12 protein-coding genes are annotated in these 12,619 nt (G+C 38.3%); 5 read left to right on the top strand and 7 right to left on the bottom strand.

Annotated elements, in window-relative coordinates; genetic code table 11:
* Positions 1-3: 3 nt before the first annotated feature.
* Positions 4-717 carry an RraA family protein gene (locus tag B4B65_RS12035; protein WP_293915834.1) on the bottom strand — a complete coding sequence of 238 codons (714 nt, stop codon included), beginning with the start codon at positions 715-717 and terminating at the stop codon, positions 4-6.
* Positions 718-969: 252 nt separating this feature from the next.
* On the opposite strand from B4B65_RS12035, the gene B4B65_RS12040 reads away from it, so the two are divergent.
* Positions 970-1,836, top strand: coding sequence for an AraC family transcriptional regulator (locus tag B4B65_RS12040; RefSeq protein ID WP_293915835.1), 867 nt, complete (start codon positions 970-972; stop codon positions 1,834-1,836).
* 77 nt (positions 1,837-1,913) lie between these two features.
* Here B4B65_RS12040 and B4B65_RS12045 read toward each other — a convergent pair whose 3' ends face one another.
* Positions 1,914-3,503, bottom strand: a complete 1,590-nt coding sequence (locus B4B65_RS12045) for a M60 family metallopeptidase (RefSeq protein ID WP_293915836.1) — start codon at positions 3,501-3,503, stop codon at positions 1,914-1,916.
* Positions 3,504-3,705: 202 nt separating this feature from the next.
* Positions 3,706-6,030: a GH92 family glycosyl hydrolase gene (locus B4B65_RS12050; protein ID WP_293915837.1), complete on the bottom strand. Its 2,325-nt coding sequence runs from the start codon at positions 6,028-6,030 to the stop codon at positions 3,706-3,708.
* Between the two features lie 326 nt (positions 6,031-6,356).
* Between B4B65_RS12050 and B4B65_RS12055 the strand changes: the two genes are divergently transcribed.
* Both B4B65_RS12055 and B4B65_RS12060 read left to right on the top strand, forming a co-directional pair.
* A complete protein-coding gene (locus B4B65_RS12055) occupies positions 6,357-7,661 on the top strand; it encodes a hypothetical protein (protein ID WP_293915838.1) in 1,305 nt (434 codons plus the stop codon).
* Positions 7,662-7,816: 155 nt separating this feature from the next.
* Complete coding sequence (locus B4B65_RS12060; RefSeq protein WP_293915839.1) at positions 7,817-8,179, top strand: DUF4180 domain-containing protein; 363 nt, start codon at positions 7,817-7,819, stop codon at positions 8,177-8,179.
* A gap of 22 nt (positions 8,180-8,201) precedes the next feature.
* On the opposite strand, the gene B4B65_RS12065 is transcribed toward B4B65_RS12060, so the two are convergent.
* The 3 genes from B4B65_RS12065 to B4B65_RS12075 form a co-directional block, all read right to left on the bottom strand.
* Positions 8,202-8,687, bottom strand: coding sequence for a hypothetical protein (locus B4B65_RS12065; RefSeq protein ID WP_293915840.1), 486 nt, complete (start codon positions 8,685-8,687; stop codon positions 8,202-8,204).
* A 100-nt stretch (positions 8,688-8,787) separates the two neighbouring features.
* Complete coding sequence (locus B4B65_RS12070) at positions 8,788-9,513, bottom strand: LytR/AlgR family response regulator transcription factor (RefSeq protein WP_293915841.1); 726 nt, start codon at positions 9,511-9,513, stop codon at positions 8,788-8,790.
* The gene (locus tag B4B65_RS12075; RefSeq protein ID WP_293915842.1) at positions 9,510-10,580 is read right to left on the bottom strand and encodes a sensor histidine kinase; all 1,071 of its coding nucleotides are present in this window, start codon (positions 10,578-10,580) and stop codon (positions 9,510-9,512) included. Before B4B65_RS12075 ends, B4B65_RS12070 begins: the two co-directional genes overlap by 4 nt.
* A gap of 211 nt (positions 10,581-10,791) precedes the next feature.
* Here B4B65_RS12075 and B4B65_RS12080 point away from each other — a divergent pair, with 211 nt between their 5' ends.
* Positions 10,792-11,799, top strand: a complete 1,008-nt coding sequence (locus B4B65_RS12080; protein ID WP_293915843.1) for a DUF6268 family outer membrane beta-barrel protein — start codon at positions 10,792-10,794, stop codon at positions 11,797-11,799.
* 25 nt (positions 11,800-11,824) lie between these two features.
* Positions 11,825-12,040, top strand: a complete 216-nt coding sequence (locus B4B65_RS12085; protein ID WP_201679293.1) for a hypothetical protein — start codon at positions 11,825-11,827, stop codon at positions 12,038-12,040.
* A 41-nt stretch (positions 12,041-12,081) separates the two neighbouring features.
* Here B4B65_RS12085 and B4B65_RS12090 read toward each other — a convergent pair whose 3' ends face one another.
* The gene (locus tag B4B65_RS12090) at positions 12,082-12,462 is read right to left on the bottom strand and encodes a hypothetical protein (protein WP_293915844.1); all 381 of its coding nucleotides are present in this window, start codon (positions 12,460-12,462) and stop codon (positions 12,082-12,084) included.
* Between the last annotated feature and the right edge of the window lie 157 nt (positions 12,463-12,619).

Genomic DNA, 12,619 nt, shown 5'->3' on the forward strand with positions numbered 1-12,619 from the left:
GGTTTACATAATTCCGTATTTCTCGAATGCCTCTTTTGCAGCCATTCCTTCAGTTATTTTCTGAAAGACGACCTTTTCACTTCTGGCTTTTTCAAATGCCCGGGTCAATATTTCCTTTTCCTGTGTTTTTGGTACTACACATACACCATCTATATCTCCAAACAAAAGATCTCCATCTTCAATCTGAGCCTTACCTATACAGATAGGTACTCTCCAGTCTATTACTTTTCCACGGGGCGCCTGATCCTGTGCATAGCTGCCTAATGAGAAACAAGGAAAATTTAGTGCTAATATACCATTTGTATCTCTGGAATACCCATTTAGAATTGCTCCTGCAGCATTTAATTGTATTGCACGGGCACTCATAATCTCTCCCCATACTGCGTAATCCGGAGAAGAGCCGCTGCAGACATAGATCTCATCTTCTCTGAGATCATCGAGGGCTTCCAGCATACAACCGAATGCACTGGCTAATACCGGATTGCGGGATATCGTTTTCCCCTGTGAGGATACATCCGCTTCTAAAACAGTCATGGCGCGGCCTACAACTATCATATCACTACGAAGAGCACGAATATCCGGAGGTAAAAACTGATGATATAATCCCATTTGATCCATCACATCCCCTACCACTGCCGTAAAGAGCTCGCTGCGGATCCGTTCAAACAGTTCTTTATCTGTTTTCCATGTCGGACTAATGGTTTCGTATATTTTCATCGGAATCATTTTTTTGGGTACTGAATTTATCCTTTACAAAATCTGACCTTGTCCGGAAACAACGCTTTATATTTCCAAAAAATCAGTTCAACCAAAGGTAGAAGGTACACAAGCAGCAAACTAAAACCCGATACACATAAAATAAAACTTTTTACTCCCATATATGGTTTTGTTACAATAATAACGATCATTATTGTTTAACTAAAACCTTTAATTGGTTATATTTGATATCATTATAAACGATAACCGATTATGAAAGCGCAATTCATCGAATTGTCACCGCCCAGTGAAAAAACCATTCATATCAAACTTGTAGATCAGAACTTCTTGAGTAATCCTCTTCACTTTCATGAGCTATGTGAACTGGTATTGATCTTAGAAAGTTACGGCAAGCGTATAGTGGGAAATCATGTCGCTTCTTTCGAGGCAGGAGATATGGTATTAATGGGACCAAATGTTCCCCATATCTGGCGAAATGATGATGTATTTCTCAATCCTATGCATGAAGAGCGTGCAAAAGCTATTGTGATCTATTTTCCGGCAGATTTTCTGCTTACCTTGACAGATGATCAGTCGACTATCCATTCTATGCAGCATTTTATAAAAAAAGCTCAGCGAGGATTACGTTTCTATGGAGAAGTATTAGAAAAAGCCAGTCATCAAATCAAATCTCTTGTTGATAAACAGAGTTTTTCAAGAATCACAGGCTTTTTGAATCTCATTGAACTCCTTCATCAAACGAGTGAATGTGAAAATCTGGCATCTATTGGCTACAAGCCTACATTTGGAGAACAGGATACCAACAGGATCAATAACGTATATATCTATGTGATGCAAAACTTCAGAGATGAAGTTTCCCTAAGTGTGGCAGCAGAAATAGTCAATATGACACCCAATGCTTTTTGTCGTTTTTTTAAAAGACATACACAAAAGTCCTTCTCTAAATTTGTCAATGAAATGAGAGTCGGTCATGCCTGTAAATTACTCATGAACAGACAACTTTCTATTTCAGAGATTTGTTACCAAAGCGGATATCAGAACCTAACGAATTTCAATAAGTTCTTTAAAATGATTATGCAAAAAAGTCCGAGAGAATATCGAAAAGATATGGAAGTATAATATAGGAAGGGCGCTGAATTGTTTTCAGCGCCCTTTTTTATTCCGTTAGAAAATGAGCCTTAGCAGGAATCTTTAATCTAATCTTTTAATAGAGAAAGATCAGTTTTTGGTTTCGGAAGATTCATGTTGCGTATAGCTGCTTTGCATTCGTCTACCATTGCCTGCGTCATTTCATAATTATATTTACCATAGTCATCCATCTCAAAGTTGCCGACATAGAAAAATCCGTATCCATCAAAGAATTCTGTTAAATCTACTTTACCAATTTCGCAAACAGTCTTTACAAAATTGAGCTGGTATACGGCCGGATTCTTTCCTCTATCCATGAAATTACTTCTTCTGTTTCTTCTGTTTTGAGTCAGATCAACAGCTGCCTGCTGGCGGAAAGCTTCAAAAAGATCAGGATAAAAATCAGGATTTACACCTTGTCCGGCAAAATATAACTGCAATTGCCAGAAAGGGACCAGCTGGTTAAATACATCTGGATCCTGAAGGTAACTTTTACCTTTTCCGTACAGTTCGTTACGAACTTTGTCATAGTTCTTTTGTTCTGAAAGGCGACTTTTATTACCAAATGAGGTCGTCACGTACAAGGAAAAAATATTGTTACTCACTTCTCCAAGACCACCCCAGCTGAGGTACGGGCGCGTCTGATGCACATGTCCTACTTCATGACTGAATCCCCAGCAAGGATCTCCCTTTATTACACTTGCAGGATCTACGACCATCGCCATTGCATACCCGGGTTTATCTCCCATATATGCCACTCCGTCTCCGTCACGGAACATATAGTAGTTGTAATTGACACGGGAAAGGATCTTGTTTTCAGGCACTCTGTTGTGCTTAATCAATCCCAATATACGGTGCTGACGATAGACCAATGAATCATAATTACTGATCAGTTCCACACCTTTACCATATGCATACTTCTTAATTGCTTCCGTTGGATAAGCTATTTGTATATGTTTTCCAACAGCATCCACTATAGGATAGACTGCATGATCGACCAGATTGTTCCAGTCCTGATCATTGTGTTTACTAATATCAAAATAGCCATTTACAGCTGCATTCAAAAAGTGAACCTGTATAGGACTTTGTTCTTTTGGCTTATCCGAAAAGTAAGTGATATATGCCAATCCTCCGAAATTTTTAATATCTACAAGGTTCACTCCGTTACGCAGGTCAAACTCCTGTTTTTCTATTCCCCATCCTTTAGGATCATCGGTCGGGTCTATTCCCTGCGGAGCATGTCTGTCCCAGTTTGGAACAACTAATTTAATATGATTATCATGGGAAATTCCATCTACAAGGATGGTTTGTTTGCCGATTGGCAAATAAATGCCTGTAATATTCTGATATTTACTGTATCCATCGCCGATAGACAATTGTTCCCCAAGCTCGCTTGGTGATAAAATGGCATGGTAGGAAGCTAATCTGTAATTTTTATCGTATTTGCCTGTCTGCAATTGTTCTGCGACCTTACGGATCTGCGGATCTGTAATTTTGGCAATATCAGCACGTTTAATTCCTTTTCTTAATTGCGTAGCCAAAGGATCTGAAAAGACGCTTAGTTCTTTATAGGTTTCTTTAAGTTTTGCAGCGGACTGAGCTTGTAGAGTGGCGTAGCTACCCATTATGAGTAACAACAGAGGTACTATTTTTTTCATAATTTATTGGAATAAGATATGCCTAAAATAGAGCAATAAAACGTCTTAAGCCATCTGTTAAATGTAATATTCTGGCGATAAAATGCCTGAAAATAGCATAAAGTGCGTTTTTAAACCAACTCAATCGTTTGCTCAAAATAACAATTATTTTCCTCCCTCCGAGATATATCATCCGGAATCAGCATGATGTCAAGATTTATTATTACTTTTTGAGGTAAATATCCAGTTGACCGCCTTTGCGCAGTTCTTCAAAGCGCAGTACAGGCTTTTTAAGTACTGTTCCGTTGAGGTTCATATTGTTGATATAAATTGCTTGCGGATTCTGCCCGTGGGTAGTAATCGTAAAAGGTTTCTGACGTATAGCTTCAGGTAACTGAATCTTTATCTGGTCAAATAAGGGTGCGCCGATCTGCAAAGAGGCATCCGGAGCGGTTAGTCCTTTGACATCAAACAGACCCATTGCTGATAATACATACCATGCTCCCAATTGCCCCTGATCTTCATCCTGTCCGTAGCCGTAGCCATGTACGCCATCTGTTCCGTAAAATTCATTACATATGGCCCGTACCCATTTTTGGCTCAGATCTGGTCTTCCTGCAAAATGAAATAGCCAGGAGATATGTAAGTTGGGCTGATTGCCGTGGTTATATAATCCTTCAATACCTGCAAAAGCATCGATATGTGTACCTCCTCCGAATACATTCTTGCGGGAGATCGTAAAAATACTGTCCAGTCGTTTATTAAATGTTTCTTTCCCCACAAGGGATACCAGTTCTTCGGGAGTGTGTGGTACATAGAATGTATATTGCCAGGCATTACCTTCCTGAAATCCTCTCCAGGATTCATAAGGATTGAATTTATCTATAAACTGTCCGTTAACGTCTTTAGGTCGTATAAACTTGGTTGTTGGGTCATACAGTTGCTTCCAGCCTTTGGATAATCTGTTCAGTGTCCGGTAATCCTCATTTTTTCCTAAAGCCTTGGCAAACTGAGCAACGGCGTAAGCGGAGAAAGCATATTCCAGGGTATGCGAGGCTCCGAATGGCGAACCTTGCACCATGAGTTCAGGGCTGTCTGATTTATCTATGAGATAAGGTGAATACCCCTGACGGACAAATACGCCTACATCTAATTTACCTGCACCGGGTATACGCCCATCAGATACAAGTTCATTTTTGCGGACTGCTTCATATGCCAGTTCTACATCATAATCCCGTATGCCGATATTGTAAGCAGCAGCGATGGCTAATCCCGTAAAGTTTGTTCCCACTCCGGATACGTATTTACTGTTTGCGATGCCGTCTCCCAGCCAGCCTGCATCTTTATAGACCAGTAACTGACTTTGAATCCAGTCGTTATAATATTCCGGATAAGCAATCGCCCACAATTGTGTCAGATTCCAGAAAGCTCCCCATATCGCATCCGTATTGTAATGATGATGTACAGGCTCTCCGTTTTTACGAAGTGCTATCTGGCCCACTCCGCCATCATTCCGGGGATAAGCACCATTTATATCGCTGGCGAGCCCTCTGCCTAACAATGCATGATATAGACCTGTATAAAATTTGATGCGGTCTGATTCTTTACCTCCGCTTACGGTGATGCGTGACAATGCGGTATTCCACTTATCTAAAGCCTGCTCTTTGGCTTTATCAAATGAAAGATCTTTAGCCTCTTTTATCAGATTTATTCTGGCATTTTCAATCGATGTATAAGAAAGTCCGGTTTTAATACCGATAGCCTCCCCTTCCCTTGTATGGAACACCAGATAGAGTCCTGCTCCTTTTCCACTCTTTTCTTTCTCTCCGGCATATGTTGTACTGTCTGTAAATGTACCGTAGGCTACAGGTGTCTTATCTATTTCTGCATAGAAATACATCGTCACTGTGGCCGATTCCTGATACTTCTTTACATATACCGGTTTAGTCACCACATAACCTGAAATATGGTTGCCTTCATAGTTTACCTGAGCGTCCAGCACAGGTCCACTCTCTCCCATCTTGTGACCAATGTCAAAGATAATATTGGCAGAATCTGTCTTTGGAAAAGTATACTGATGGAATCCCACACGTGCTGTGGCCGTTAATTCCGCTTTAATTCCATAATCCTTTAGCCCGACCTGATAATAACCGGCAGTAGCGAATTCATCTTTTTTGTCAAATGCCGATCTGTAACCCGAATGCGGATCTTCCAATACTCCGGGATATGTCTTTACCTTTCCTACAGTAGGTGCAAATACTACACCCCCAATCTGAAATTCATGAAAATTGGAAAAACCTGCAATAGATTCGTGTCGTTCATCATATCCGACGGCTTCCCATCCGGAGGCATTCCCATAACTTCCATTTGTACTGGGCGCTAATTTGGCCATCCCAAATGGTAAAGCTGCAGGTGTGTAAAAGAAATAGCGGCTATGTGCTGTACCAATATTTGGATTTACATAACGTACAGGCTTTTCGGCAGTTTGTCCGTATACCTGAATAACAAAGGTGCAGACTGACAATATGGTGATAAATATATATTTCATATGTATTTGATTTTCAATGGTCATTTAGAATATCCAAACTATATTCATTCTTGTTTGTGCAGTCTGTACTACATGGATATTTCATAATTTATAATTTCTGACGTGTATGTAGATATGATTAATTAAATCAAAATGTATATACATATAAAAGCAAATATATTTTATTATTCCGAATAATAAAAATATTAAATACTTATCTTATATATAAAAGCCTTACAAAACTTCATTATTTTAATGTATCAATACTTTTATTACAAATCATCACTTGCTTATCTTACAATTATGCGTATCATTGCATGTATATACATATAACTTTATACACCATTATGAATACTATGCTTTATTGGCTGTGCGGTCTGTTTTTGTTGACAGGCTGTCATTCCCGCAAACACTTGGAAAATCAAAAATTATCAGCTGCTATTCTGGCTGACACCTCCCTGACACATGTAGATAAGTTGGCCCGCTCGGTCATAAAAGAAGGATTTAATGCCGGAAGTGGTTACTCGCAGATATGGGCAAGAGATCTCAATACTTTTATTGAAACAGCTTTGGAAGAACGTTCTAAAGAAGATGTCAGAGGAGCTATATTGCTATTCTTCGCTCTGCAGCAACCTAACGACGAAATGGTAGACGGATATGTACTGAAAAAGGATTTTACATGGAATGATGACACCCCTTATTATGCAGCAGCGGCTCCGGGTCATGTAGGGTTTAAGAATACAGTGGAAACGGATCAGGAAACTTCTCTGATACAACTTGTATGTAAATACATCCGCAAAACAGGTGACGATGGTATCCTGCAGGAAAATGTAGCGGGAACAACTGTACTCGCCCGCATGAATAAAATGATAGACTACCTTCTGCGTGAACGCTACAATAAACAATATGGATTGTTATATGGTGCTATGACCGCGGACTGGGGAGATGTGCAGCCACATGATAACTTTGGATGTGACTGGAATGAGCTTTCCAATGAAGCTATAGATGTATATGATAATGCTATGCTGATTATTGCTTTAAGAGACTTATGTAGTATTGCTCCGCAGGCTCCCGAAGTAGCGCAGTGGAAAAAGCTGCAAAAATCTATTCATACTAATATCCGAAAACACCTTTGGGATACAAAAAATCAAAAATTCATCCCTCATATCTATCCCGGAAAGTCACCTCTGCCTGATGGATTTGATGAAAACAAGATTCATTATCACGGCGGGACCGCTATAGCAATAGAAGCCGGCGTACTCTCCAAAAAAGAAATAGCTGTCGTCAACAAGCAAATGGTTGAAAACGTACGCTTGTCAGGAATGCCGAGTATAGGGCTAACCTTGTATCCGACTTATCCTGAAGGATTTTTCAGAGGAGATATGTCAAGAGCCTATATATATCAGAATGGCGGTGACTGGACATGGTTTGGAGGGCGAATGATCCAGCAACTCATCGCAAATGGATTTGCCCATGAAGCCTATGCAGAAGTTCGCCCCATGCTGGAACGGGTCATCCGGACTCAGGGATTTTACGAATGGTATGGAAAAGGAAATGTTCCCAGTGGTTCCGGAAAATTTAAAGGATCGGCGGGCGTGTTGAGCAAAGCGATCACACAATTTAAAGCCTGGGCAGAAGCACAACAGAAATAATTTTTATATAGTACAATTCAGATCATCTTATTTGTAATGAATAAGATGATTTTTAGTATAATCTTCTCCGAAGAACATTATGCCCGAAGATGACTATATTTGTTTTGACCCTGATTTCCAAAATATATCAGAAGTTAAAGCAACCCTTATAGGATATGAATATAGACTTTATAACGAGCAACGAAATCCGAATAGCAGAATTACAATCTGATAACATAGAAATAAGTACGGCACAGGATGCCCTGGAGCTTATCATGAACTGTAAGTATCAGGATGCAGACAGCGTTATAATTACTGCAGCACATGTACATCCGGATTTTTTTGATCTCAAAACGGGTATTGCAGGTGATATTCTACAGAAATTCTCTACCTACAGCGGTCGTATGGCAATCATAGGTGATTTTTCAATATATTCCAGTAAAAGCCTGCGGGATTTTATATATGAAAGCAATAAAACAGGTCGTATCAACTTTGTAAAAACGAGAAAAGAAGCCATATCCGCATTGAGCAGATCATAACTGAAGCCACCTAAAAAAGGTTTCAGAACCCTATATTCATATGTCTGAGCGAAAGCAGTCCGCCAAGACCTATTGATACATATGGATATCCTTTTTCCAGAGGCATAAAAAAGTCATACCCAGCTTTGAAATTAAAAATACCGTTCAGTTCAAAGTATACATGAGGAGATAACCGGACCTGATTCTGAAAATTCTTATTCAGATCGAAAAGATATCCGGCGCTCAGTTGTAGAGACAGAATATTACTTTTATGTTTATCGTCTATTATATAATATCCCCCGGTCAGCTGCGGAGCTATGCCTGAAGGAGCAAATGAATTTTTGGTTGTGTAGTCAATGCCCGCCATATATTCATAAGGCTTATTTTTATCCATCAGAAAGGGAAGGTTAACCGTACTCTGAAACATACTTTTCTCTTCATACTTGTACCCTACACTAATAATCTGGGCATTGACACTACGGCTAAAAGTAAAGAGAAGCAGGAATAATATAAAATATAATCTGGACATCTTTCTGATTTTTAATGTACCGTATCTTCGAAGATAAGGAATCATTTACTAGAATTATATCGCTGAAATCAGTGAAAATATACTACAAAGATCCAGAGCATTATTTTTGTGCATTAAGAGATCCTCCTAAATACCGTTCGAAGAATTCTTTTTTATAAACCTCTCCCAGCGGAATTTCATTCTCATCCATATAAATGGTATGGTTATCAAAGGAATCTATAAAATCTACATTGATTACATAAGATTTACTGACACGCTGGAAGCTCCTGACCGGCAATTTCTGATGCATAATCTTCAGGTTCATTGCTGTAATCAGTTTCTGGCTTTTAGTGTAAATAACTACATAATCCTTCAGGCCTTCTACAAACCGGATATCCTGAAAATAGATCTTGTAAAACCTTCTTTCTGATTTTATAAACAGAAAATCTTCTGTATTAGCCTCAACTGTATTTTTCACCGTTGTATCCGAAAGAAGATTTTTATAACTGAGAAACTTATGTATTGCTTTTTCCAGACGTAGTTTCTCTATAGGTTTCAACAGATAATCCAATGCATCCAGTTCATAACTTTTCAAAGCGTACTGCGGATAAGCTGTCGTAAAGATAATCAGGCTCTGACCGGAAATTTGCTGAGCAAAATCAATACCTGTAACAAGTGGCATCTGTATATCCAGAAAGATCAGGTCTACAGGCTGCTCTTTTAAAAAATCAAGTGCCTGTCTGGCATTCGAAAATTTACCCAATATTTCTATTTCAGAAACCTCTGAAATCAGCGATTGCATTTCATCTCTGGCAAGAGGTTCATCATCTACTATTATACAGTTCATACGGGTATACTTAAGTTAACAATATATTCATGATCAGAAGACCGGATATCGAGGCTGTATTGTTTGTCGTACAACAACTGTAAACGCCGTTTAATATTATTCAGTCCTAATCCGCTATTTGTTTTGTCCGGATTCTGATCATCTTCTGTTTTAGAATTTTTACAGACAAATTTGAGTCTGTTGTTCTCCGACATGATGTGAATATGGATATAGGCGTGTCCGTTATCGCTGCTATGACTGTGCTTAACAGCATTCTCAACAAAGGTGGTGAAGAGGTTGGGCGGTATAAAAATGCCATTGAGTATCCGGGGGTCTACATCATTCTGTATATCGATAGAAAGGCTGTCTCTCCTGATTTTTTCCAGATTTACAAAATTGGATAAAAAGTTGATTTCTGACACCAAAAGGGTTTTATCGTCATTATTTTCATATAACTGATATCGTAGAAATTCGGACAATTTCATGATAACCATAGAAGCCGCTTCCGGATTGGTACGGGTTAAAGCCTTTACGTTATTGAGCATATTAAAAAGAAAATGCGGATTGATCTGATTTTTTAATTCATTTAATTCCATACTAAGTGTCAGATTACTCAATGCTTTTATGCGTTCGTTGTCCTTTACCCATCGTTGCATCAGTTTGATCAGTGTACTTATCAGAATGATAATTATAGATAAGACTGCCCCATTGTAAAAGCGGTTTACTTCAAACTTTTCTTTAATGCTTACATCCGGTTTAATATAATTATTGAAAATAAATACCAGAGAGGTAAGACCTACGACGACCAAAATGACAAGACATAAAAAATATAAAGCATATTCAGCTTTTAAAAATATGGCGGGAACTAACAGATATATGTTAATGTAAAACATAATCGTGAACGTAATAAATACGGCTATCAGCCCCGGATAACTAATATCCCGATTAACAGCATCTAAGGAAGTCGAATAATAGAGATGTAAAAATAGCGTGATCAGAAGAGCTATATGACGCCAGACACTATACCGTTTATCAACGATAAAATTAATAACCTGATTATTTGTCATCTTTTGCGGTCTGTAACTCATAGAAGCTGTCGGGATTAAATCAACTCCACAAAAATATAAACATATACCTCATAAGGTATATAAATTATACGAATGCCTACTTTTATTATACAAATCTGCCTTTCAATATCCATTTGGTATAAAAAACAGTCCGTTTCGTATAAAAACACATTTCCGCTTTGTTATAACTGCTTTTTTTGCTTCTGAAATCAATCTCCTTATTTATTAAGACATGAACATCAGCATACGAATATTATTGTTTTTCTCTTCAATCTTATCCATAACTACGGTTTTTGCCCAATCTGCAGATAGTGTTTCCAAAAACGCACAAATAACGAAACTTACGTTGGCTTATGCTGCCTTAAAATTTACAGAACTAAGACCCTTTAATGCAGAGTATTCCTATCTGACTCCTTATAATTACTCATCTCAGATAGCTGCTGAAAATCTTCCGGATAGAAAAATGACCAATTTTTCACAGGCAAGGGTTGGTGTCAATCTGAATCTGATCAAAAAACAGAAGTGGGCATTGGGAACAACCGTTGGATACAGATATATCATGGCAGAATCCGAACTTATACATCCATCCGGTTCAGATAAAGCTATACAAAAGGATGAGTATCAGACACATTTTACATCCCTGAATCTGGCTTACTTTGCCAGATTATGGAATAAAATGACCATTTTCTCGTCCAGCGTAATGGTAGATGGCAGCGAAAAGGATTTGGAGAGAGTCAGAGGTTTAGTAACGGGTACAATGATATTAAAGGCAAACCGACAAACAAAAATGGCTGTCGGACTCCTTTGGAATATAGATCCCAGTGCTCAAATCCCTATTATTCCAACCTTTTTGTATGAACATGAATTTGATAACGGATTCATTGCAGATATAAACCTGCCAAGAAATCTAATGCTCCGAAAACATGTTTTCCGTAAGGGAAGAGTTTCTGTAGGTGCAGAATTGGATGGCACTTCATTTTATCTCTATAATATAGATGGTACTTCCCAAAAATACCAGTATAGCCAGATGGATATCAATTCCGGATTTGTCTATGAGCATCTGCTTGGCAATTATTTTATTATAGCAGCGAAAACAGGTGCGAGGATCGTTCCTACAGCCCGGGTGTTTGAAAAAGAAAAATCATTCGATGATTATATTTTCAAAACAAAGCCAGATCCCGCATTCTATTTTAATATAGGTCTATCCTTCAATCCTTTTTCAAAAATCAAAAGAAAATAACAAACACTCTAATTTTATAAATGATATGATGATAAAAGTATATAAAACAGATGTTGCTAATTCTGACATAGCCTATCTAATTGTCCAGCAACTCCTTAAAAAATATCCGGGATTTGCCATTAATTTTGATCTGATGGATTGTGACAATGTACTGCGTGTGGAAGGTCAGTCCTTTCGTATGGATGATATCGTTAGTTTCTTAAATAAAATTGGTTACAACTGTGAGGAAATGCGCTATTAATAGCCAGGTTCATTCTTTGATAGGAGTATTAACGCCTGCAATCAAAGCGGCTGCTTTTTAACTTCGGGCATTTTAAAGGTCTCCCGCTTCAAGAAGACACTCAGGGTAAAAATAGCGTCTTTTACAGCGCTGTTTTCAATACGAATGCCATTCAGTGCCGCTTTCACTTCTACAGTATCATGTTGTGCAATCTGTCGTATTAATGTGCCATCTGCATTTTTAACAGTCAGATCATTATCCTCAGACGAGTTGTTGATAATCAGGAATCTGTATATTTTAGAATCTGATGTATTCAGGACTGCTGCTTCTCCCGGTTTGATTCCCCAACTCTTTAATAAAGAGCCTTCAATAAATTTATATGTGCTGCAGGAAACCAGTGCTATAAAGCAAACGAGTATTACACCGTTTATTATTCTATTCATCCGTAATCAGGTTATGCAGTAAAAATAGGATGTTCAAGCTGCTTTTCATAATCAGAGAAGAAAAATATTCCTGTGAATTATACGCTTATCAACTCTTTTCCTGCAAATATAGATCAGGATATTACATTTAGTACAAACAGTGATATCTTTAAAACTA

The sequence above is a fragment of the Sphingobacterium sp. UBA5789 genome (assembly GCF_002418355.1).
GTDB lineage: Bacteria > Bacteroidota > Bacteroidia > Sphingobacteriales > Sphingobacteriaceae > Sphingobacterium.